Origin of the sequence: Aquabacterium commune (assembly GCF_004362855.1) — a bacterium.
GTDB classification, from domain to species: Bacteria; Pseudomonadota; Gammaproteobacteria; order Burkholderiales; family Burkholderiaceae_C; genus Aquabacterium; species Aquabacterium commune.
The window spans coordinates 164,175-184,932 of the sequence record NZ_SNXW01000001.1 but is presented as its reverse complement, the minus strand read 5'-3'; the positions used below and the strand labels follow the sequence as shown (position 1 = coordinate 184,932).

General features: G+C 68.9%; 22 protein-coding genes. 17 read left to right on the top strand and 5 right to left on the bottom strand.

Features of this window, described 5'->3' with window-relative positions:
- The first annotated feature begins 83 nt into the window (after positions 1-83).
- The 16 genes from EV672_RS00875 (at position 84) to EV672_RS00800 (ending at position 13,202) form a co-directional block, all read left to right on the top strand.
- Positions 84-677 carry a c-type cytochrome gene (locus EV672_RS00875; protein ID WP_243738445.1) on the top strand — a complete coding sequence of 198 codons (594 nt, stop codon included), beginning with the start codon at positions 84-86 and terminating at the stop codon, positions 675-677.
- A 22-nt stretch (positions 678-699) separates the two neighbouring features.
- On the top strand, positions 700-1,311 hold the full coding sequence (locus EV672_RS00870) for a peroxiredoxin (protein ID WP_133605704.1): 612 nt from the start codon (positions 700-702) through the stop codon (positions 1,309-1,311).
- A 33-nt stretch (positions 1,312-1,344) separates the two neighbouring features.
- The gene (locus EV672_RS00865) at positions 1,345-2,310 is read left to right on the top strand and encodes a dienelactone hydrolase family protein (protein WP_133605703.1); all 966 of its coding nucleotides are present in this window, start codon (positions 1,345-1,347) and stop codon (positions 2,308-2,310) included.
- 34 nt (positions 2,311-2,344) lie between these two features.
- The gene (locus EV672_RS00860; protein WP_133605702.1) at positions 2,345-2,821 is read left to right on the top strand and encodes a c-type cytochrome; all 477 of its coding nucleotides are present in this window, start codon (positions 2,345-2,347) and stop codon (positions 2,819-2,821) included.
- A gap of 4 nt (positions 2,822-2,825) precedes the next feature.
- Complete coding sequence (locus tag EV672_RS00855; RefSeq protein ID WP_133605701.1) at positions 2,826-3,542, top strand: lectin; 717 nt, start codon at positions 2,826-2,828, stop codon at positions 3,540-3,542.
- A gap of 146 nt (positions 3,543-3,688) precedes the next feature.
- Positions 3,689-4,369 (top strand): heme ABC exporter ATP-binding protein CcmA, encoded by a 681-nt coding sequence (gene ccmA / locus EV672_RS00850; protein WP_133605700.1) that lies wholly within the window; start codon positions 3,689-3,691, stop codon positions 4,367-4,369.
- Positions 4,369-5,037 (top strand): heme exporter protein CcmB, encoded by a 669-nt coding sequence (gene ccmB / locus EV672_RS00845; RefSeq protein WP_133605699.1) that lies wholly within the window; start codon positions 4,369-4,371, stop codon positions 5,035-5,037. The genes ccmA and ccmB overlap by 1 nt, the downstream gene beginning before the upstream one ends.
- Before the next feature lie 34 nt (positions 5,038-5,071).
- The gene (ccmC, locus tag EV672_RS00840) at positions 5,072-5,902 is read left to right on the top strand and encodes a heme ABC transporter permease CcmC (RefSeq protein WP_133605698.1); all 831 of its coding nucleotides are present in this window, start codon (positions 5,072-5,074) and stop codon (positions 5,900-5,902) included.
- Positions 5,899-6,105, top strand: a complete 207-nt coding sequence (ccmD, locus tag EV672_RS00835) for a heme exporter protein CcmD (protein WP_133605697.1) — start codon at positions 5,899-5,901, stop codon at positions 6,103-6,105. The genes ccmC and ccmD overlap by 4 nt, the downstream gene beginning before the upstream one ends.
- Complete coding sequence (ccmE, locus tag EV672_RS00830) at positions 6,102-6,557, top strand: cytochrome c maturation protein CcmE (RefSeq protein ID WP_133605696.1); 456 nt, start codon at positions 6,102-6,104, stop codon at positions 6,555-6,557. The genes ccmD and ccmE overlap by 4 nt, the downstream gene beginning before the upstream one ends.
- On the top strand, positions 6,554-8,617 hold the full coding sequence (locus tag EV672_RS00825) for a heme lyase CcmF/NrfE family subunit (RefSeq protein WP_133605695.1): 2,064 nt from the start codon (positions 6,554-6,556) through the stop codon (positions 8,615-8,617). Before ccmE ends, EV672_RS00825 begins: the two co-directional genes overlap by 4 nt.
- Positions 8,614-9,183 (top strand): DsbE family thiol:disulfide interchange protein, encoded by a 570-nt coding sequence (locus tag EV672_RS00820; RefSeq protein WP_243738444.1) that lies wholly within the window; start codon positions 8,614-8,616, stop codon positions 9,181-9,183. Before EV672_RS00825 ends, EV672_RS00820 begins: the two co-directional genes overlap by 4 nt.
- Positions 9,176-9,625, top strand: a complete 450-nt coding sequence (locus tag EV672_RS00815) for a cytochrome c-type biogenesis protein (protein WP_243738443.1) — start codon at positions 9,176-9,178, stop codon at positions 9,623-9,625. The genes EV672_RS00820 and EV672_RS00815 overlap by 8 nt, the downstream gene beginning before the upstream one ends.
- Entirely contained in the window at positions 9,622-10,422 is an 801-nt protein-coding gene (locus tag EV672_RS00810; RefSeq protein ID WP_133605694.1) for a tetratricopeptide repeat protein, read from the top strand. Before EV672_RS00815 ends, EV672_RS00810 begins: the two co-directional genes overlap by 4 nt.
- Positions 10,423-10,484: 62 nt before the next feature.
- Positions 10,485-11,429: a formylglycine-generating enzyme family protein gene (locus tag EV672_RS00805; protein ID WP_243738442.1), complete on the top strand. Its 945-nt coding sequence runs from the start codon at positions 10,485-10,487 to the stop codon at positions 11,427-11,429.
- Positions 11,430-11,462: 33 nt separating this feature from the next.
- A complete protein-coding gene (locus tag EV672_RS00800) occupies positions 11,463-13,202 on the top strand; it encodes an arylsulfatase (protein WP_133605692.1) in 1,740 nt (579 codons plus the stop codon).
- Between the two features lie 121 nt (positions 13,203-13,323).
- Here EV672_RS00800 and EV672_RS00795 read toward each other — a convergent pair whose 3' ends face one another.
- Positions 13,324-15,099 (bottom strand): vanadium-dependent haloperoxidase, encoded by a 1,776-nt coding sequence (locus EV672_RS00795; RefSeq protein WP_133605691.1) that lies wholly within the window; start codon positions 15,097-15,099, stop codon positions 13,324-13,326.
- A gap of 379 nt (positions 15,100-15,478) precedes the next feature.
- Between EV672_RS00795 and EV672_RS00790 the strand changes: the two genes are divergently transcribed.
- Positions 15,479-16,765 (top strand): O-acetylhomoserine aminocarboxypropyltransferase/cysteine synthase family protein, encoded by a 1,287-nt coding sequence (locus tag EV672_RS00790; RefSeq protein ID WP_133605690.1) that lies wholly within the window; start codon positions 15,479-15,481, stop codon positions 16,763-16,765.
- Positions 16,766-16,807: 42 nt separating this feature from the next.
- Here EV672_RS00790 and EV672_RS00785 read toward each other — a convergent pair whose 3' ends face one another.
- From EV672_RS00785 to EV672_RS00770, 4 genes are read right to left on the bottom strand one after another with little or no spacing between them, the layout of a single operon-like run.
- Complete coding sequence (locus EV672_RS00785; RefSeq protein WP_133605689.1) at positions 16,808-17,716, bottom strand: ATP-binding cassette domain-containing protein; 909 nt, start codon at positions 17,714-17,716, stop codon at positions 16,808-16,810.
- A gap of 40 nt (positions 17,717-17,756) precedes the next feature.
- Complete coding sequence (gene ssuC / locus EV672_RS00780) at positions 17,757-18,566, bottom strand: aliphatic sulfonate ABC transporter permease SsuC (RefSeq protein WP_133605688.1); 810 nt, start codon at positions 18,564-18,566, stop codon at positions 17,757-17,759.
- Positions 18,567-18,572: 6 nt separating this feature from the next.
- Entirely contained in the window at positions 18,573-19,736 is a 1,164-nt protein-coding gene (gene ssuD, locus EV672_RS00775; protein ID WP_133605687.1) for an FMNH2-dependent alkanesulfonate monooxygenase, read from the bottom strand.
- An 8-nt stretch (positions 19,737-19,744) separates the two neighbouring features.
- Positions 19,745-20,722, bottom strand: coding sequence for a sulfonate ABC transporter substrate-binding protein (locus tag EV672_RS00770; protein ID WP_133605686.1), 978 nt, complete (start codon positions 20,720-20,722; stop codon positions 19,745-19,747).
- Positions 20,723-20,758 lie beyond the last annotated feature (36 nt).

Sequence of the window (20,758 nt, the reverse complement as noted above, 5' to 3'; positions counted from 1 at the left end):
TGTCTGTGCTGTTGTTCGTGCCGGTGTGGGGCGCTGTGTGGCCCATGGCGGCGTGGGCGGCAAAGGCTGCTGCGGTGCCGAAAGTGAGTGCCCCCCCGACCCCTCCTCAGCAAGGCAACCCCCTGCTGGGGCGCGAGAAGATCGACAGCGAGCGCTGTCAGGAGTGCCATGGCATCGACGGACAGGGCGCAGGCCATGCCAACGGCCCCGAGGGCAAGTTCGCCAAGCTGGCAGGCCAGGACGCGGCTTACCTCGTCAAGCAGATGCAGGACTTCCGATCCGGCGCGCGCAAGCACGACCAGATGGCCATCATGGCGCGCAGCGTGAGCGACGAGGACGTGCGCGACATCTCGGCCTATTTCGCCAGCTTGCCGGTGATGAAGGGCGAACCCGACCCGAAAGCGGCTGCCGCCTCGGCCATCGGTCAGCGTCTGTATGAGCAAGGCGATGCCACGCGCGGCGTGCCGGCCTGTGCCAGCTGCCACAGCCATCAGGCCAAGGGGGCCGCACTGGCCCCGCGCATTGCCGGCCAGGAATGGCGCTACCTGGACAAGCAGTTGCGCGACTGGCGCTCTGGCGACCGCAAGAACAGCCCCGATGGCGTCATGAACAAGGCCCTGGCACCTTTGACCGACGCCGAAATCGAAGCCCTGGCCACGCACCTGGCCAGCCAGTGATGCCCACATTGAAAGCACCCAGATGACAAACCGATTCCTGAACACCGTTGCCGCTGGCCTGGCCGCTGCGGCCCTGCTGAGCGCCGTGCCTGCGCAGGCCGCCCTCAAAGAAGGCGACGCCGCCCCTGACTTCAAGCTGCAGGCCTCCCAGGCGGGCAAGGCCTTCAACTACGCGCTCAAAGACGCGCTCAAGAAAGGCCCGGTGGTGGTGTACTTCTACCCCTCTGCCTTCACGGCCGGCTGCAACATCCAGGCGCATCTGTTTGCGAGCAACGTCGAGAAATTCGCGGCGGCGGGCGCCACCATCGTGGGCGTCTCGCTGGACAGCATCACCCGCCTCAACGATTTCTCGGCCGACCCGCAGTACTGCGCCGGCAAGATCCCCGTGGCCTCCGACGCCGATGGCCAGGTGGCGCGCGCATTTGACCTGAGCGTCACCGAGATCCCTGCAGGCCGCAAGGACACGCGCGGCGTCGAGATCGACCACGCCCGCACCGACCGCACCACCTTCATCGTCACGCCGGATGGCCGCATCGCCGCCACCGTCGGTGGGGTGTCGCCCGATGCCAACGTGCAGCAGGCCCTGGACATCGTGCAGAACCTGCGTGCCAAGGCAGCAGCGCGGAAGTCCTGAGCCATCCCGAGCCCATCCCGAGGAGACAGCGACATGAGCACACCGTCCAGTGGCCACACCCGCACCGGCAGCAACACCAGCAGCAAGGTGCCGTCCCAAGCCAAGCGCAAGACCGCCGCGGACTACCCGCCCGAAGTCATGCGCCTGTTCGACCAGTACGTCCACGGCCTGCTGGAGCGGCGTGGCTTCCTGCAGTCGGCCGCGAAGTACACGGCGGGCATCGTGGCCGCCGAAGCCTTGCTGGCCGAGCTCAGTCCCAACTTCGCCCACGCCCAGCAGGTCAAGGGCGACGACAGCCGCCTGCTGGCGCGCCATGTCGAGATCCCCTCGCCGCAGGGGTACGGCACGGTGCGCGGCTACCTGGTCCAGCCTGTGGGCGCCAGCGAGGCCAAAGCCAAGCTGCCCACGGTGCTGGTGGTGCACGAGAACCGCGGGCTGAACCCGCACATCGAGGACGTGGCCCGGCGCCTGGCGCTGGAGAACTTCATCGCGTTCGCGCCCGACGCCTTGTTCCCCCTGGGCGGCTACCCGGGCGACGAAGACAAGGCCCGCGAGCTCTTCCCCAAGCTGGACCAGGCCAAGACGCGCCAGGACTTCCTGGCCGCCGCGGCCTACCTCCAGGCCCTGCCGCAGGGCAATGGCCAGTTGGGTGCGGTGGGCTTTTGCTACGGCGGCAGCGTGTCGAACTTCCTGGCCACGCAACTGCCCAAGCTGGGCGCGGCCGTGCCCTTCTACGGGGGACAGCCCTCGGCGGAAGACGCCGCCCGCATCCGCGCACCGCTGTTGCTGCAGTACGCCGCCAACGACGAGCGCATCAACGCCGGCTGGCCAGCCTATGAGGCGGCCCTCAAGGCCGCCAAGGTGCGCTACGAGGCCCACACCTACCCGGGCACCCAGCACGGCTTCCACAACGACACCACGCCCCGCTACGACGCGGCTGCCGCTTCGCTGGCCTGGCAACGCACCGTGGCCTTCTTCAACGCGCACCTGCGCACCTGAATCCCCTCTCCACCCCCAGCCCCAAGGAAACACCATGAACCTGCGTTTGAAACCCCTGCTGGCCGTTGCGCTGGCCGTGGCCACCGTGGCCGCTGCCGGCACCGCCGTGGCACAACAGGCGCCCAAGCCCGAGCAACTCATCAAGTGGCGCCAGTCGGCCTACCAGGTCCTGGCCTGGAACACCGGCCGCGTCAAAGCCAACGTGGACGGCACCTACAACAAGGAAGACGTCATCAAGGCGTCCAACACCATCGCCGCGCTGGCCAACTCCGGTCTGGGCGCGCTCTTTGCGCCGGGCACCGAAACCGGCAAGGGCTGGCACGAAACCACCGTCAAGCCCGAGCTGTTCACCGACAAGAAAGCCGGGGAAGTGGCCGCTGCCTTCAACAAGGAAGCCAACGAGCTGGCCAAGGTCGCCGCCGTGGGCGATGTGGCCGCGGTCAAGGCCCAGCTGGGCAAGCTGCAAGGCACGTGCAAGGCCTGCCATGACGACTACCGCAAGAAGGACTGAGGCGATGCAAGCACACCGCAAACTCCTGAGCGGCCTGGCGCTGCTGGCCCTGTCGGGCGCTGCCCTGGCCCAGGCCACCGCACCGGCCACGGCCCCGCTGCCGGCCAACCGCGAGGTCGGCCCCTTCAGCTTCTTCGTGACCAGCGTGGGTTCGGGCAAGGGTGCCGACCTGGGCGGCCTGGCCGGTGCCGATGCGCACTGCCAGAAGCTGGCCGCGGCCGTGGGCGCTGGCAACAAGACCTGGCGCGCTTACCTGAGCACCCAGTCCTGGGACGGCAAGCCCGCCATCCACGCGCGCGACCGCATCGGCACCGGCCCGTGGTTCAACGTCAAGGGCGCCCTGATCGCCCGCAACGTGGGCCACCTGCACGGTGATGACCTGGAGGAGTCCCGCATCGGCAACGCCGTGAACTGGACCACCGCCCTGACCGAGCAAGGCCAGTCGGTCAAGCGCGCGGGCGACACGCCCAACGAGCACGACATCCTGACCGGCTCGCAGCCCGATGGCCGCGCCTTCGTCAACGAGCTCACCGACCGCACCTGCAAGAACTACACGAGCAGCGCGGAAGACGGTGGCGTGCAGGTCGGTCACTTCGACCGCACCGGCGGCGTGCACACGGCCCTGTCGTGGAACTCGGCCCACGTCAGCCGTGGCTGCAGCCAGCCCAAGCTGGTGAGCACCGGCGGCGCCGGCTACTTCTACTGCTTCGCGGCCAAGTGAGGCCCTGACCCTGTGCGTGCAGTGACCCGAAACAGCGTTGACGGCCTGCACGCATATGCATCTACCGAATCCTTCCTTGGTGCCAGAGGGGCTGCTCGATACAGTGCACACAGCTGTTGAAAGACCCACACCCCGGTTAGGAAAACATGACTTTGCAGGCCATCGGCCTCGTCGGAGGGCGAGGGCCCCACGCTCGTGCTCACCCTTTGTTCGGTGACCTGAGTGTCTCTCTGGGCGAAGGCGAATCCCTGCGCGTGACGGGGCGCAACGGCAGCGGCAAGTCCACCCTGTTGCGCACGCTCTGTGGCCTGATCGAGCCCCTGGCCGGCGAGTTGCTATGGCGCGGTCGGCCGGTGCGCCGCGATGGCACGGCTTTGCGGTCCGAGTTGCTCTACATCGGCCATGCCCTGGGCCTCAAAGACGACCTCAGTGCGCTGGAGAACCTGCGCGTGGCGCAGGCCCTGGCGGGGCGCCCTTGCAGCGATGCGCAAGCCGCGCAGGCCTTGCAGGCACTGGGCCTGGGGCCGCGCACCGCCGCGGCACCGGCACGCACCTTGTCGCAAGGCCAGAAGCGGCGCGCGGTGCTGGCCCGACTGGCCTTGCCCGTGGACCTCGGTGCGCCCGGCCTGCTGGTGCTGGACGAACCCTTCAATGCCCTGGACACCGCCTCTGTGGCTCAGCTCACGGCCTTGCTGGCGCAGCGCCTGGCGCAAGGCGCGATGTTGATTTACACGACGCACCAGGACCAGAGCGTGCCCGCCCGCCAGGCGCAGACCTGGCACCTGGGTGCCGCCGAGCAGGCAGACCCCGCGGGGTTGGTGGCGTGATGGGGCGTGTGTGGTGGACCGTGCTGCAAAGGGACCTGTTGCTGGCGTTTCGGCGCCGGTCGGACGTGGCCGCCTCGCTGGGCTTCTTCCTGATGGTGAGCAGCCTGTTCCCCTTGGGCGTGGGCCCGGAGCGAGAGACCTTGCGCACGGTGGCCCCCGGCATCCTGTGGGTGGCGGCCTTGCTGGCCACCTTGCTGTCGCTGGGGCGCTTGTTTGCCCTCGACCACGCCGACGGCACGCTGGAGCAGATGCTGCTGTCGCCCGAACCGCTCAGCGTCATCGTGCTGGGCAAGGTGACGGCGCACTGGCTGAGCGCCGGCCTGCCGCTGGTGCTGCTGGCGCCTGTGCTGGCGCTGCAGTTCGACCTGCCCTGGGATGCCATCGGCGTGCTGGCTGCCAGCTTGCTGCTCGGCACACCGGTGCTCAGCCTGCTCGGTGCCATTGGCGCTGCGCTGACGCTGGGCTTGCGCGGAGGCGGTGTGCTGGTGGCCTTGCTGGTGCTGCCGCTCTACATCCCGGTGCTGATCTTCGGGGCTGGTGCCGTGAGCGCGCAGGCCAGCGGGCAGGGCGCCTCGGCCCACCTGCACTTGCTGGCTGGCGTGCTGGCCGCGAGCCTGGCCTTGGCGCCTTGGGCTGCGGCGATGGCCTTGCGCCTGTCGGCCGATTGAAACGCACCGCCTCTGCCGTCCTTCCTTGAGATCCATGAACGTGGCCTACCCTCCTTCCTCTCCTTCACCGCGGCAGCCGCACGCTGGCAGCCACAGGCCCAACTGGCAGCAGCGCTGGCTGTCGCTGGCATCACCACGCCAAGCCCATGCGCTGGCCGGGCGCATCGTGCCCTGGGCGCTGGCGGTGGCCTTGCTGACCACCTTGGCCGGGCTGTACGTGGGCTTCTTCGTGGCGCCGACCGACCACCAGCAGGGTGAGGCGTACCGCATCATCTTCGTGCACGTGCCTGCGGCCTGGCTGTCCATGGTCATCTACGTGGCCATGGCCTTTTGGGCGGCGCTGGGCTGGGTGCTCAACACGCGGGCCTCGGCCATGCTGGCCCGTGCACTGGCACCCACCGGCGCCTTGTTCACGTTCCTGGCCCTGTGGACCGGCGCGCTGTGGGGCAAGCCCACCTGGGGCGCCTGGTGGGTGTGGGACGCCCGCCTGACGTCGGAGCTGATTTTGCTGTTCCTGTACATCGGCGTGATGGCCTTGCAATCGGCCATCGATGATCCGCGCCGTGGTGACCAGGCGGGGGCGCTGCTGGCCGTGGTGGGCGTGGTCAACGTGCCCATCATCTATTTCTCGGTGAAGTGGTGGAACACGCTGCACCAGGGCGCATCGGTCAGCCTGCAGTCGGCACCGACCATGGCCTCGTCGATGTTGACCGGCATGTTGTTGTGCACCGTGGGGTTGTGGGCCTATGCCGTGGCGGCTGTGCTGCAGCGCCTGCGCGCCATCGTGTTGGTGCGCGAACAGCACGCCGACTGGGTGGCCGATCTGGCCAACGTCTCGGACGCAAGGCAAGGAGCACGCGCATGAACTGGCACAGCTGGCAGAACTTCCTTGCCATGGGGGGCTACGGCCTGTACGTGTGGGGCTCCTTTGGCATCGTGCTGCTCGCCCTCGCGCTGGAGTGGTGGGCCATCGCCCGGCAAACGCGGGCCGCGCTGGCCGAGGTGCGCCTGGCGCGCACTTCACATCTCTCACACCTCTCACATCCCTCACAGGAGATACCCACATGAAGCCCCGCCACCAACGCCTGGGCCTCGTCCTGCTGGGTTTGCTCAGCCTGGGCGTGAGCGCCTGGTTCGTGCTGTCGGCCTTTCAGCAGAACCTGGTGTTTTTCTTCACGCCCACCCAGGTCACGCAGGGTGAGGCGCCCGCCGCCAAGCGCTTTCGCATCGGTGGCATGGTCGAGGCGGGCAGCCTGAAGCGCCAGTCCGATGGTTTGACGCACAGCTTCGTGGTCACCGACATGGCCCAGCGCGTGACCGTCCAGTACAAAGGCCTGCTGCCCGACCTGTTCCAGGAAGGCAAAGGCGTGGTTGCGCAAGGCCGCCTGGATGCCGATCGCCGTTTCGTGGCCGACGAGGTGCTGGCCAAGCACGATGAGAACTACATGCCGCCAGAGGCCGAACACGCCCTGAAGCAGGCGCAAGCGGCACGCGCTCAGGCATCGGGGGCACAGCCATGACGCCCGAACTCGGACAGATCGCGCTGATCCTGGCCCTGGGCCTGGCGGCCTTGCTGGGCACCTTGTCGCTGTGGGGTGCCTGGCGTCAGGACGCCCGCTGGATGGCCTTGGCTCGACCTTTGGCGGCCGGGCAATTCGCCTTCGTGGCGCTGGCCTTTGCGCTGCTGGTGCACGCTTTCGTGGTCAAGGATTTCTCGGTGGCCTATGTGGCCCACAACGCCAACTCTCTGTTGCCGCTGCCTTACCGCGTGGCGGCCACCTGGGGCGGCCATGAGGGCTCCCTGCTGCTGTGGCAGTTGATGCTGGCCGGCTGGACGCTGGCGGTGGCACGCTTCAGTCGGCAATTGCCGCCAGACGTGGTGGCCCGTGTGCTGGGCGTGCTGGGCTTGGTGGGTGTGGGCTTCCTGAGCTTCACGCTGCTGACGTCCAACCCCTTCGACCGCAGCCTGCCCGCACCCGCCGATGGTCGCGACCTCAACCCCTTGTTGCAAGACCCGGGCATGGTCTTCCACCCGCCCTTGCTCTACATGGGCTATGTGGGTTTCTCGGTGGCCTTTGCCTTCGCCATCGCGGCCTTGATCTCGGGCCGGCTGGACGCCACCTGGGCCCGCTGGACGCGGCCCTGGACTTTGGCGGCCTGGGCCTTCCTTACCCTGGGCATCTTGCTGGGCAGCTTCTGGGCCTATTACGAGCTGGGCTGGGGCGGCTGGTGGTTCTGGGACGCGGTGGAAAACGCCTCCTTCATGCCTTGGCTGGTGGGCACGGCACTGGTCCATTCGCTGTCGGTCAGCGAGAAGCGCGACAGCTTCAAACACTGGACGGTCTTGCTGGCCATCCTCGCGTTCTCGCTGTCGCTGCTGGGCACCTTCCTGGTCCGCTCGGGCGTGTTGTCGTCGGTGCATGCGTTTGCGTCCGACCCGCGCCGGGGCCTGTTCATCCTCGCTTTCCTGGTGGTGGTGATCGGGGGTTCTCTGGGCTTGTACGCCTGGCGCGCTTCGGCTGTGGCGGCGCCCCATGCTGCCGATGGTGTCCACGTGCCACGCGTGCGCTTTGCAGCCTGGTCGCGCGAATCCCTGCTGCTGCTCAACAACGTCTTCTTGCTGGTGACGGCGGGCACGGTGCTGCTGGGCACGCTGTACCCGCTGGCGCTCGATGCTTTCGGCCTGGGCAAAATCTCTGTGGGGCCGCCGTACTTCGAGGCGGTGTTCGTGCCCCTCATGGTGCCCGTGTTGGTGCTGATGGTGTTCGGCCCGGTGGTGGCCTGGCAGCGAGGCTCGTGGTCGCAGGCGTGGCAGACCTTGCGCGCACCTGCCCTGCTTGCGGTGGCACTGGCGGGCGCGGTGGCCGTTGTGGCGCGTGCGTCCCTGGGCGTGGCCCTGGGCCTGCTGCTGAGCTTGTGGATCGTGCTGGGCACACTGCAACTGCTGCGCCGCCGCTGGGTGGCCGTGCCCGGTCAGACCGCGTGGCTTGCGCGCGCCCGGGCCTTGCCGCTGGGCCTGTGGGGCATGGCCGCGGCCCACCTGGGCGTGGGCGTGTTCGTGGCGGGCGTCACCCTGGTCAAGGGTTTCGACCATGCGCAGGATGCCAGCCTGAAGGAGGGCGACCACGTCGTTGTGGCGGGCCACGATGTCCACTTCGCGTCGCTGGCCAAGGGCAAGGGCGCCAACTACATCTCGGCGCGGGCCACCTTCGAGGTCACGCGGGATGGGCGCCATGTGGCCACCCTGCACCCCGAGAAGCGCCTGTACATCGTGCAGCGCATGCCCATGACGGAGGCCGCCATCGACCGCGGCTTCACGCGGGACCTCTACGTCTCGCTCGGTGAAGCCTCACCGGACGGCGCCTGGGGCGTGCGCGTGCAGGTCAAGCCTTTCATGGGCTGGGTCTGGGCCGGTTGCCTGTTGATGGCCTTGGGCGGTGGCCTGGCAGCGTCCGACCGCCGCTACCGGCAGCGGGTCCAGCAAGCGCAAGTGGGGACGGGGCCTGCCACGACCTCGTCCGACACCCCCTCCAGCCATGCCCCTGCTTGGGCCCCTTCTCCCCATCCCGTCCAACCATGAGTGCGCCACGCCCCCGTCTTTCCCTCGGCCGCCTGCTGGGCTTCGGCCTGCCCTTGGCCTTGTTCGCCGCCTTGGCCTTCATGCTGGCCCGCGGGCTGCAACATGGCCACAGCGAAGCGCTGCCGTCGCCCCTGATCGGGCGTGCCTTGCCCACCTTCGTGCTGCCCCAGTTGGCCGCAGGCGAGGCCCCGCGCTTTGCCCCGGCGCAGATGAAAGGCCAGGTGTGGCTGCTCAATGTCTGGGCGTCGTGGTGCACCTCTTGCAAGGAAGAACACCCTGTGCTGATGGGCCTGTCGCGCGAGGCCCAAGTGCCCTTGATCGGGTTCAACTACCAGGACCAGGCCGAGGCGGGGCGCGCCTGGCTGGCCCGGCAAGGCGACCCCTACCGCCTGACCGTGACCGACCCGGACGGCCGTGCAGGCCTGGACCTGGGCGTGGTCGGGGTGCCGGAGACCTTCGTCATCGACAAGCAAGGCCGTGTTCGCCACAAGCTCTCCGGGCCCATCACCCCGGAGGTCTGGCGCAACACCCTGCAACCGCTGATCCAGGAGCTGCAAGGTGCGTGAACACCCTCGATGGATGCACGGGCTGTTCGCGGCCGTGCTGTGCAGCTGGCTGGTCAGCTGGGCACAGGCCGCCGATGCGCCAGCCGAGCCTCGGCCCGACAGCCTGGCCCCGCACGAAGCCCGTCTGGACGAGCGCGCCCAGCGCCTGAGCGCAGAACTGCGCTGCCTGGTGTGCCAGAACCAGACGATCGCCGACTCCCAGGCCGAGCTGGCCATGCAGCTCAAGCGCGAGGTGCGCCAGCAACTGGCCCGCGGCGCTTCGGACCAGCAGGTCCGCGACTTCATGGTGCAGCGCTATGGCGAGTTCGTGCTGTACCGGCCGCCACTCAACAACGCCACGGTCTGGCTGTGGGGTGGGCCCTTGCTGCTGCTGGCGCTCGGGCTGGGCGTCTTGGTCTGGCAACTGCTGCGCCACCGACCAGAAGAAGGAGACCCCACATGACCGCGTTCTTGCTCGCAGCCCTGGCCTTGATGAGCCTGGCCGCTGTTTTCGTGGTGTGGCCTTTGTGGCGCACCGTGCCCGACGACCCTGCTGAAGCGGCGGTGGCGCCTCGGCGCGGCGTGGCCATCGGCCTGGGCACGGCCTTGGCCTTTTTCACCGCGTTCATGTACGCGATGGTGGGCACGCCAGCGGCCTTGCTGTCGCAGCCTGACCCGACGGCGGAAGTCCTGGCGTCCACCGCATCAGACAGCGCCGTGTCCAGTCCAGCGCCCAGCCAGGCGCGGCCCAGCACCGGGCAGGGCCCGGCAGGCAATGCCGCTGGTGGCATGACCCCCGCCCAGATCGAGGGCATGGTGTCACGCCTGGCGCAGCGCCTGCAGCAGCAGCCCGATGACGTGGCGGGTTGGCGCATGCTGGTGCGTTCTTACGAAACGCTGGGACGCTATCCCCAGGCCGTGGACGCCTGGCGTCGCCTGCTGGCCCTGACCCCCGATGACCCCGACCTGCTGACCGACTACGCCGTGACCTTGGGCATGAGCCAGGGCCAAAGCCTGGCGGGTGAGCCCGAAGAGGCGCTCAACCGGGCATTGCGCCTCAACCCCCAGCACGTGCAGGCCTTGGCCTTGTCCGGCAGTGCGGCCTACGAGCGCGCCGACTACCCGCGGGCCATCGCCCAATGGCGCCGCATCCTGGAGAACGTGCCTGCCGATGCCGAGGTGCGTGCCAGCATCGAAGGGCAGATCGCCAAGGCGCAGGCCCTGGCCGCCCGCGGCCAGAACGGGCGGGCTGGTCCATGAGCAGGCGGTGCAAGACGGCGAGGGCGCTCAGACCCGGGCTGGGTTGGGGGTGCCTGCTCGCCATGGCGGCCTGCCTGGGCGATGCGAGCGCAGCGAGGATGGCGTGTGCGCCCTTGCCCGAACTGCCCTCGGGCTGGCCCCGCACGCCGCACGCGGGCCAGGTCCGTGTGCAGGGTGGGCGCTTCGCCATGGGCAGCGACGAGGGCTACCGCGACGAGCGCGTCCGACAGGCCCAGGTGGGCAGTTTCTGGATCGACCGCACCGAGGTCACCAACGCGCAGTTCGCCGCCTTTGTGCAGGCCACCCGGCATGTCACCGACGCGGAGCGGCAGGGCGAGGCCGCGGTGTTCGCCATCCCGGATGCGGCCGAGCTGCGCCAGCGCCCGCTGGCCTGGTGGCGCATCGTCCCAGGGGCCGACTGGCGCCACCCGGACGGACCGGCCAGCGACATCCGGGGCCGAGAGCGCGAGCCCGTGCGCCTGGTGACCCAGGCCGATGCGCTGGCCTATGCGCGCTGGCTGGGTCGCGACCTGCCCACCGAAGCCGAGTGGGAGTTCGCCGCCAAAGGTGGCACCCTGCGCCAGGCTGAGGCCCGGCTGGACGGTGGCCCGCGCGATGCCAGCGGGCGCCCTTCGGCCAACTACTGGCAGGGCAGCTTCCCGCTCATGGACACCGCCGAAGACGGCCACGCCGGCATCGCGCCCGTGGCCTGCTACGCCCCCAATGCCTTGGGGCTGTACGACATGATCGGCAACGCCTGGGAGTGGACCCGCGATGCCGACGCCAGCCCCTCGGGCGATGGCGCTGTGCGCCCTCGGCAAAGCCACGCCAATGGCGACCCGGCCGTGCTGCGCCAGGCGCCTGCGCAGGCCCGCACCGTCATCAAGGGCGGCTCTTTCCTGTGTTCACCCGATTACTGCGTGCGCTACCGCGCCGCGGCCCGCGAGGTCCAGGACGCCACGCTGGCCACGTCCCATGTGGGCTTTCGCACGGTCTCACGGCGTTGAGGCCTCCATCCATCCTTGCAAAGACAGACACCCATGCCATCCACCGAATCCACCTTCACGCGCCTGGGCGCACAGTGGCTGACCGCCGTCGCGGCAGCGTCCCTGCTGGCCACCAGCGCGCATGCCGCCACCGCGCGCCCGAACATCCTGCTCATCGTGGCCGATGACCTGGGCTTCTCCGACATCGGCGCCTTTGGCGGAGAGATCGACACGCCGAACCTCGACGCCCTGGCGCGCGAGGGCCTGCGCCTGACCGACTTCCACAGCGGCGCCACCTGCTCGCCCACGCGCTCGATGTTGCTGTCGGGCGTGGACCACCACCTCGCGGGCATCGGCAGCATGGCCGAGCTGACCGTGCCCGAGCAGCAGGGCAAGCCCGGCTACGAGGGCTACCTCAACGACCGCGTCGTGCCTTTCCCGCAGCTGCTGCGCCAGGCGGGTTACCACACGCTGATGGCCGGCAAGTGGCACCTGGGCCTGACGGAGGAGCGCAGCCCGGCCGCCCGTGGCTTCGAAAAATCCTTCGCCTTGCTGCGTGGGGCCGATGACCACGTGGCCCAACCCTGGAACACGCGCATCGACCCGGCGCAGCCGCTGTACCGGGAAGACGGCCGCCTGACGACGGTGCCGGCCGACTTCTATTCGAGCAACTTCTACGCCGACAAGCTGGTCTCCTACCTGCAAGCCACGCAAGGCGACGGCAAGCCCTTCTTCGCCTACCTGACCTTAACCGCGCCGCACTGGCCGCTGCAAGCGCCTGCCGATGCCATCGCCAAGTACGAGCACCGCTACGAGGCCGGCTACGACGCCTTGCGCGCCGAGCGCATCGCCCGCCAGAAGTCGCTGGGCATCTTGCCCAAGGACTTCCAGCCGGCCCCGGCGCTGAACGTCTTCCCGAACTGGGGCAAGCTCACCGTGGCGCAGCAAAAGCAGGAGGCGCGCCGCATGGCCGTTTATGCCGCCATGGTGGACGTGATGGACCAGAACATCGGCAAGGTCATCCGCCAGCTCAAGGCCTCGGGCCAGTACGACAACACGCTCATCGTCTTCATCTCGGACAACGGCGCGGAGGGCGCCAATGTGGCCGACCGCGCCTCGGCCATCCCGCGCGACAACCGCCTGGCCAACATCGGCAAGGCCTCGTCCTACGTCTCGTATGGGCCGAACTGGGCGCAGATCGGTGCCTTGCCCTACAGCCTCTTCAAGGGCTACAGCCGCGAAGGTGGCACCACGGTGCCGACCATCGTGCGCTACCCGAGCGCGCTGGCCAAGGGCAAGCAGCCGCGTGGGGCCGTGGGTGGGGTCTCGCGCGTGCCGGGCCACGTCACCGACATCGCGCCCACGCTGCTGCAACTGGCCGGTGTGGCCTACCCGGAGAAGCTCGGCCAACAGCCTGCACCCGCGCTGCAAGGGCGATCGCTGCTGCCCGTGCTCAGTGGCCAGGTGACCGAGCTGAGCGAGCGCTTCGACAAGGGCTGGGAGCTGTTCGGCCAGAAGGCCTACCGGCAGGGAGATTGGAAGGTCGTGTACTCGGTGCCGCCGTTCGGCACGGGCGACTGGCAGCTCTACAACCTGAAGAACGACCGTGCCGAGCAGCGTGACCTGGCCGCCCAGCACCCCGAGAAGCTGGCCGAGTTGAAGGCCGCCTACGCCGCCTACGTGCACCGCAACGGCGTGCAGGAAGTGCCCCGCCTGGCAGAGCGCATCGCCGAGCGCTACAGCAGCCTGAACTATTTCCAGGCGTTGACGGCCGCTGACGCGGTCGCACCCTGATCAGGGACAAGTGCCGCAGGTGCGCGCCCTGGGCCCGCAAGGGGCACGGCGACCGTGCCCCTGCGGAGGGCGCTTCACGGCGGCCAGCTCGACAGTTCGCCGGCCGCTTTGGCGGTGAAGATCAGAGGCTGACGGTGCTGCCGTCGAAGCGCGTGAAGCGGAAGCCTTCGAAGGGTTCCTTGAAGCTCAGCTTCTCATCGCGCAGCAAGGCGATGGCCACGTCCTCGCCCAGTGCCAGGGACGCTGCGGCGTCCGATCGCCAGTGGATGCCCGCCCAGTTGCGGCCCACACCGAGGTTGGTGGCCAGCTTGTTGAGCTCGCCGCCAACCGTCAGCGTGGGGCCGCTGTAGGGGATGAGCCGTGTCGGGTCGGCGGGGTCCGGCTGCACCGGGTTGGCGATGACGGCGTTCTCATCGAAGAACGCCTTCAGCAGCGTGGCCTGCACCGCCGCACTGACCGAGGCCCCGCCTGGGTAGGAGCCGTGCAGTGGCGCGCCTTCCGGGTAGGCGCTGGAAATCAGGTGCGTGCCGAACTTGCGCAGGTTGCGGGCCACGGCGTCGGACTGCAGCACATCGGCGTGCAGCGGGTAGTCCACCCCGGCGCTCAGGCGCTGGTGCACCAGACCGCCATAGGCCTCGGGCCGCAGGGTGCGGTGCACGAACCACTTCTGCCAGTAGGCGGCACGGATGGCGCGCGAGACGGCCAGGGGCAGCAAGCCTTGCACATAGCCGGCCGCAAAGCTGCCCGCCGCGCCGGTCGATGTCCGCAGCTTGAGGTAGGGGTTGGTCGGGTTCAGGGGCGTGCCCAGGCCGCCCACGCGTGCCGGGTCGCTGCTGGTGGCCGTGCTCAGCAACTGGAAGGCCGAGGCGAAGCCGGGTGCGCCGCGTGCGACCTCGGCGAGGTCGCGGCCCGTGGCCAGGTAGCGCCGCACCGGGTCGAAGGTGATGCGCCGCGTCGGGGCCTTGCCATCCTGCACGGCCAGCCACTCGGCCGTTTGCGTGAGGAAGTCGTTGCCCGGTGCCTGGGTGCTCAACAGCGCGGGGATGAAGGAGGTGCCGAAGGGCGCGTCCAGCAGCAGGAACTGCGAGATGTAGGGCCCCACCGCCACACCCGGCGGCACGGCATGGCGCGCGCTGCGGCCCGTGGGGTCGGCGCGGTCCACATAGCGGGCGGTGCCGCGGAACAGCAGGTCGGGCGTGACCACGCCGGACGCATCGCGCGGGCCGGTGTAGCCGCTCAGGCGGTTGATGTCAGCGGCTGCCGCACGCACCAGGGGGTGGTTGGTGTCTTTGCGGTACTCGTACAGCGGCACATCGCGCAGCAGCGATTGCCAGTACACCTCGACCGCATCGGCCGCGCGTTCGGCACTGGCCAGCGCGGGTGCAGACGGCACGGCGAACTGCACGGACGACAAGCCCGTGAGGTTGACGGCCAGCGTGCCCAGCGGGTTCACCAGCTTGCGCGTGCCACCCAGCTGAACCTTCTCGAAGTCGGCCACCTCGCGCGTGGTGACGGCTTGTTTGAGCAAGGCCCAGGCGGCCAGGTCCACCTCGCCGCGGGCGTTGTGCGGCAGGCCGCGCGTGTCGGTGCCGATCTTGTGGGGGTAGCGCTCTTCGTCGTCGTTGTCAGGGTGGCGGGGCACCGGCACGTTGTGGTTGACGATGGCGCGCTCGGTGCGCAGGCGGAAGGTCTTGTTGCGCAAGGCCTGGTCCAGATCGCCCTGGCGGCCGCTGGCACCGCGCAGGTCCAGGTCGGCCGCGTGGCTGGCGGTGCCGGCGCTGCCCAAGGTGCCCCCCACCACACTGCCGACGATCACCGAGCCCGTGGACCCGATGAACCGACGGCGCGACGGACGCTCCCCGACTTGCTTGTCTTCTTGCTCTGCCTGTTTGGACATGTGTGTCACTCCTCAACCTAGGGTGTGAGGCCGATGTGGCCGGTGTGTGCCCGGTGTCGGCATGACGCCGGGTCCAGGCTCACACTGCAAACGGTGTTCCAAGGAACTTGTGGGGTCTTTCTGTGGGGGGCTTTTCCAGGAGATGGGCCATGCAAGCCTCTGCGCACAGGCTTGCGAGAGGGCCACGTGGGGCCCGTGCCTGGTCAAAAGCCCGCAGCCGTTTGCTGCCGATGCGTCAGGGTCTGTGCACCGCATGCAACAGCGCAGCGTCGTGCGGCATCGACAGATGCCTGCGCTGAATCAGCAAGGGTGAAATGCGCATTTGCAAGCTGCTTCAGCGGTGGTTAGGCTGTCAGGCTTGATCCATTGGAGGCTGCACATGTCCGATAAAAACTGGAAGTTCGAAACCCTGTCTGTCCACGCTGGCTACTCGCCTGACCCGACCACCAAAGCGGTGGCCGTGCCCATCTACCAGACGGCGGCCTATGCTTTCGACAGCGCCCAGCATGGCGCCGACCTGTTCGACCTGAAGGTGCCGGGCAACATCTACACCCGCATCATGAACCCCACCACCGATGTGCTGGAGCAGCGCATCGCGGCACTGGAAGGCGGGGTGGGCGCGCTGGCTTTGGCATCGGGCCAAGCGGCGGTCACCTATGCCATCCTGACCATCGCCGAAGCGGGTGACAACTTCATCTCATCGACGGCGCTGTACGGCGGCACCTACAACCTGTTCGCGCACACGCTGCCGCAGTACGGCATCACCGCGCGCTTCGCCGACCACCGCGACCCGGCCAGCTTCGAAGGCCTCATCGACGCGCGCACCAAGGCCATCTTCGTGGAGTCCCTGGGCAACCCCTCGGGCAACATCACCGACATCGCCCGCATCGCCGAGATCGCCCACCGCCACGGCGTGCCGCTGATCGTGGACAACACCGTGCCCAGCCCCTACCTGTGCCGCCCCATCGAGCACGGCGCCGACATCGTCGTGCACTCGCTGACCAAGTACCTGGGTGGCCATGGCACCAGCATCGGCGGGGCCATCGTGGATTCGGGCAAGTTCCCCTGGGCCCAGCACAAGGAACGCTTCAAGCGCCTCAACGAGCCCGATGTCAGCTACCACGGCGTGGTCTACGCCGAGGCCTTGGGAGCGGCGGCCTACATCGGCCGGGCGCGCGTGGTGCCCTTGCGCAACATGGGTGCGGCGCTTTCGCCCTTCAACGCCTTCCTGATCCTGCAGGGCGTGGAGACCCTGGGCCTGCGCATGGACCGCATCAGCGCCAACACGCTGAAGATCGCGCAGCACCTGCAGAAGCACCCGCGCGTGAAGTGGGTCAACTACGCTGGCCTGGCAGACCATCCGGAGAACCCGCTGGTGCAGAAGTACCTCTCGGGCCAGGCCTCGGGCGTGCTGACCTTCGGTGTGCCAGGCGGCCGCGAAGGGGGCGCGCGTTTCCTGGACGGCCTCCAGCTGTTCACGCGCCTCGTCAACATCGGCGACGTGCGTTCGCTGGCCACCCACCCGGCATCGACCACGCACCGCCAGCTCAACCCCGACGAGTTGGCCAAGGCGGGCGTGAGCGAGGACACGGTGCGCCTGTCGGTGGGCATCGAGCACATCGACGACCTGATCGCCGACCTGGACGCGGCGCTGGCGCAGGCCTGAGCCGACCCCAGGCCCCCGACGGGCCACCGGCCAAGCTGGCGCTTAGGTGGCCCAGCGGACGTCGGTCGCCGTGTCGGTTCCGGCCCCGGTTCCGGCCCCGGCCATGCCGGTTTCTGCGCTGGCCTCGGCCGGTGCCGTCCGTGCGAAGGCCGGGCGCAGCACACGCTGCAGCACCTGGTCTTCCAGCGCCCCAAAAGCCGCATGGCTGCGCGCTCGGCTGCGCGGCAGTGCCACGTGCAGGTCAAGCGCCACGGCCTGGTCTTCGATCAGCAGCACGCGGTCGGCCAGTGCCACCGCCTCGGACACATCGTGCGTGACCAGCACGGCCGTGAAGCCGTGGGTTTGCCACAGCCGCTCGATGAGTTGCTGCATCTCGATGCGGGTCAGGGCGTCCAGCGCGCCCAGGGGCTCGTCCAGCAAGAGCAGGCGTGGGCGGTGCACCAGCGCGCGCGCCAAGGCCACGCGCTGGCGCTGACCGCCCGAGAGCGCCGCGGGCCACTCGCCAATGCGGTCGGCAAGGCCGACGGACTGCAAGGCCTCGCGCACCCGCGCGGGCACATCGGCCCCTGACAGGCCCAGTGCCACGTTGTCACCCACCGACTTCCAGGGCAACAGGCGCGCGTCCTGGAACATCAAGCGGATGCCCTGGTCTGCCGGGCGGCGGGTGTCCAGCGTCTGGCCGTCGATGGTGATCTGGCCTTGCGAGGGCGCGTCCAGGCCGGCCAGCAGGCGCAGCAGGGTGCTCTTGCCGCAACCGCTGCGGCCGACGATGGCGACGAAGGCCCCGGGGGCCACGTCGAGGTCGATGTCCTTGAGCACCTGGCGCGTGCCAAAGCGTTGGGCCAGGTGTCTCAGTTGCACGGCCACACCGGGTGATGCGCCCGTGTGGGCTGCCGTGTGGACTGGCGCGTTCGAACGCAGGGTGCTGGGCAGGGCGTGGATGTTGCTCATGGCGTGGTCCGGAGGCTGTGCTGGGAGTGTCCTGAGGGCGTCATGCCCGGGCGCTTTGGTAGCCGGGGTGCCAGCGCAGCGCGCTGCGCTCCAGGGCGCGTGCCAGCACATCGGCCAGCTTGCCCAGCAGGGCGTACAGCAGGATGCCCACCAGCACGACATCGGTCTGCAGGAACTCGCGGGCGTTCATCGTCATGTAGCCGATGCCGGCCTGGGCCGAGATGGTTTCGGCCACGATCAGCAGCACCCACATCAGCCCCAGAGAGAAACGCAGCCCCACCAGGATGGACGGCAGGGCGCCGGGCAGGATGACCTGCCGGTAGAGCTGCCAGCCGCTCAGACCGTAGCTGCGCGCCATCTCGATGAGGCCCGCGTCCACCGAGCGGATGCCGTGGAAGGTGTTGAGGTAGATGGGGAAGAACACGCCGACGGCGACCAGGAAGAGCTTGGCCGATTCGTCGATGCCGAACCACAGGATGACCAGCGGGATCAGCGCCAGCGGCGGGATGTTGCGCACCATCTGCAGCGTGGTGTCGAGCAGGGTTTCGGCCCAGCGCAGGCTGCCGGTGACCAGGCCCAGCAGCAGGCCCAGGCCGCCGCCCAGCGCCAGGCCACTCAGGGCCCGCGCGGTGCTCACGCCCAGGTGCTGCCACAGCTCGCCGCTGTCGGCCAGGTGCCAGAAGGCCAGCACCACGGCCCAGGGCTCGGGCAGCACGCGGGTGGACAGCCAGCCGGCGCGGGCGCTGAGCTCCCACAGGGCCATCAGCCCGACCGGCAGCAGCCAGGGCAGCAGGCGCGGCAGAAGGTGGGGCAGAACCTGCGCGCGAAGGGTCTCAAGGCGTGCGGACATGGGGCCTCACTTTGCCGGGGGCACGTAGCTGTTGGCCACGATCTCGCCTTGCGGGCCGGCGGCCACGCGGGGCGCCAGGCGCTCCTGCAGCGTGCGCGGCAGCAGGGGGAAGACGAGTTCGGCGAAGCGGTAGGCCTCTTCCAGGTGCGGGTAGCCCGACAGGATGAAGTGGTCCAGGCCCAGGTCGGCGTAGGCCCGCAGGCGGTCGGCCACCTGCTGCGGGTTGCCCACCAGGGCCGTGCCCGCGCCCCCGCGCACCAGGCCCACGCCGGCCCACAGGTTGGGCGAGACCTCCAGGCCTTCGCGGATGTTGTGGCGGTTGAAGTGCCCCTTGTGCAGCTCGGCCATGCGGCGCTGGCCCACCGAGTCCATCTGCGCGAACTTCTGCTGGGCGGCGGCCACGGTGGCCTCGTCCAGGTGCGACAGCAGCTTGCTGGCGGCCTGCCAGGCTTCGTCCTCGGTCTCGCGCACGATGACGTGCAGGCGGATGCCGAAGCTCAGCGTGCGGCCGTGCTTCGCGGCGCGGCGGGTGATGTCGGCCACCTTGGAGGCGACGGCCTCGGGCGGTTCGCCCCAGGTCAGGTAGGTGTCGAGCTGCTCGGCAGCCAGCTCATGGGCCTCGTCCGACGAGCCACCGAAGAAGATCGGCGGGTAAGGCCGACTCACCGGCGGGTACAGCAGCTTGGCGCCCTTGACCTGCAGGTGGCGGCCGTCGAAGTCGAAGCTGCCGCCGTCGTGGCTGCGCGCCAGCACCTCGCGCCAGATGGTCAGGAACTCGCGCGAGAGCTTGTAGCGCTCGGCGTGGTCGTAGAACAGGCCGTCGCCTTCGAGCTCTTCGCGGTCGCCCCCGGTGACGAGGTTGACCAAGAGGCGCCCACCGGAGATGCGGTCCAGCGTGGCGGCCATGCGGGCCGTCTGCGCCGGCTGCATCAGGCCCGGGCGCAAGGCCACCAGGAACTTCAGCTGGCGCGTGGCGTCGATCAGGCTGGAGGCCAGCACCCAGGAGTCTTCGCACGAGCGTCCCGTGGGCAGCAGCACGCCCTCGTAGCCCAGGCTGTCGGCGGCCACGGCCACCTGCTTGAAGTAATCGAAGGACGCGTTGCGCGCGCCATGGCTGGTGCCCAGGTAGCGGGAGTCACCGTGGGAGGGGATGAACCAGAAAATGCGCATGGGGGGCCTCACTTGCCCACGCCGTCCGGCAGCGCGTCGGCGATGCGGATGGCCTTGGGGATCAGCTTGAGTTGGAAGAAGGCGTCGGCGATCTGCTGCTGCTGCGCGGCCACCGTGGTCGTGATGGGCTGGATGCCGTAAGCGAAGCGGCGTACCGACAACTCGGTGATCTCCTGGTTCAGGCCGATTTCGGGGCCGAGCACCTTGGCCGCGGCGGCGAAGTCGTTGGCGGCCCACACGTCGAGCTTTTGCAGCTCGGACACGATGGCTTTGATGACACCGGGGTTCTTGTTCGCATAGGGGCGCGAGGCCAGGTAGAACTGGTGGTTGGCCACAATGCCTTTGCCATCGGCCAGCACGCGGGCGCCGATCTGTTTTTCAGCGGCGGCCAGGAAGGGGTCCCAGATGGCCCAGGCGTCCACGCTGCCGCGCTCGAAGGCGGCGCGTGCATCGGCGGGGGGCAGGAAAATGGTTTGTACATCGGTGTACTTCAGGCCGGCCTTCTCCAGGGCCTTGACCAGCAGGTAGTGCACGTTGGAGCCCTTGTTGAGCGCGATCTTCTTGCCCTTGAGTTCGGCCACGGACTTCACGGTCGAGCCCTTGGGCACGACGATGGCTTCTGCCGTGGGCGAAGGCGGCTGGTTGGCCACATAGACCAGGTCGGCACCGGCGGCCTGCGCAAAGATGGGCGGGGCTTCGCCCACGTTGCCGAAGTCGATGGAGCCGACGTTCAGGCCTTCGAGCAGCTGCGGGCCGGCCGGGAACTCGACCCACTTCACCGACACGCCCAGCGGGGCCAGGCGCTTTTCGAGGTCGCCCTTGCCCTTGAGGATGGTGAGCGTGCCGTACTTCTGGTAGCCGATGCGCACGACGGCGTTCTCGGCCCAGGCGTTGCTGGCGCCCGCGGTGGCGAGGCCCAGGCCCAGGGCCACGTGCCCCAGGGACAGGATCAGTTGACGGCGAACAGAGCGGAGCGTGGAGCGCATGGTGGTGGGGTCCTGGTGGATGCTGGAACAGATGTC

What these genes read in the sequence shown, in the direction of transcription:
- EV672_RS00870 (WP_133605704.1), top strand. Translation starts at nt 700, where the DNA reads ATGACAAACCGATTCCTGAACACCGTTGCCGCTGGCCTGGCCGCTGCG.
- EV672_RS00865 (WP_133605703.1), top strand. Translation starts at nt 1,345, where the DNA reads ATGAGCACACCGTCCAGTGGCCACACCCGCACCGGCAGCAACACCAGC.
- EV672_RS00860 (WP_133605702.1), top strand. Translation starts at nt 2,345, where the DNA reads ATGAACCTGCGTTTGAAACCCCTGCTGGCCGTTGCGCTGGCCGTGGCC.
- EV672_RS00855 (WP_133605701.1), top strand. Translation starts at nt 2,826, where the DNA reads ATGCAAGCACACCGCAAACTCCTGAGCGGCCTGGCGCTGCTGGCCCTG.
- ccmA (WP_133605700.1), top strand. Translation starts at nt 3,689, where the DNA reads ATGACTTTGCAGGCCATCGGCCTCGTCGGAGGGCGAGGGCCCCACGCT.
- ccmB (WP_133605699.1), top strand. Translation starts at nt 4,369, where the DNA reads ATGGGGCGTGTGTGGTGGACCGTGCTGCAAAGGGACCTGTTGCTGGCG.
- ccmC (WP_133605698.1), top strand. Translation starts at nt 5,072, where the DNA reads ATGAACGTGGCCTACCCTCCTTCCTCTCCTTCACCGCGGCAGCCGCAC.
- ccmD (WP_133605697.1), top strand. Translation starts at nt 5,899, where the DNA reads ATGAACTGGCACAGCTGGCAGAACTTCCTTGCCATGGGGGGCTACGGC.
- ccmE (WP_133605696.1), top strand. Translation starts at nt 6,102, where the DNA reads ATGAAGCCCCGCCACCAACGCCTGGGCCTCGTCCTGCTGGGTTTGCTC.
- EV672_RS00825 (WP_133605695.1), top strand. Translation starts at nt 6,554, where the DNA reads ATGACGCCCGAACTCGGACAGATCGCGCTGATCCTGGCCCTGGGCCTG.
- EV672_RS00820 (WP_243738444.1), top strand. Translation starts at nt 8,614, where the DNA reads ATGAGTGCGCCACGCCCCCGTCTTTCCCTCGGCCGCCTGCTGGGCTTC.
- EV672_RS00810 (WP_133605694.1), top strand. Translation starts at nt 9,622, where the DNA reads ATGACCGCGTTCTTGCTCGCAGCCCTGGCCTTGATGAGCCTGGCCGCT.
- EV672_RS00805 (WP_243738442.1), top strand. Translation starts at nt 10,485, where the DNA reads ATGGCGGCCTGCCTGGGCGATGCGAGCGCAGCGAGGATGGCGTGTGCG.
- EV672_RS00800 (WP_133605692.1), top strand. Translation starts at nt 11,463, where the DNA reads ATGCCATCCACCGAATCCACCTTCACGCGCCTGGGCGCACAGTGGCTG.
- EV672_RS00795 (WP_133605691.1), bottom strand. Translation starts at nt 15,099, where the DNA reads ATGTCCAAACAGGCAGAGCAAGAAGACAAGCAAGTCGGGGAGCGTCCG.
- EV672_RS00790 (WP_133605690.1), top strand. Translation starts at nt 15,479, where the DNA reads ATGTCCGATAAAAACTGGAAGTTCGAAACCCTGTCTGTCCACGCTGGC.
- EV672_RS00785 (WP_133605689.1), bottom strand. Translation starts at nt 17,716, where the DNA reads ATGAGCAACATCCACGCCCTGCCCAGCACCCTGCGTTCGAACGCGCCA.
- ssuC (WP_133605688.1), bottom strand. Translation starts at nt 18,566, where the DNA reads ATGTCCGCACGCCTTGAGACCCTTCGCGCGCAGGTTCTGCCCCACCTT.
- ssuD (WP_133605687.1), bottom strand. Translation starts at nt 19,736, where the DNA reads ATGCGCATTTTCTGGTTCATCCCCTCCCACGGTGACTCCCGCTACCTG.
- EV672_RS00770 (WP_133605686.1), bottom strand. Translation starts at nt 20,722, where the DNA reads ATGCGCTCCACGCTCCGCTCTGTTCGCCGTCAACTGATCCTGTCCCTG.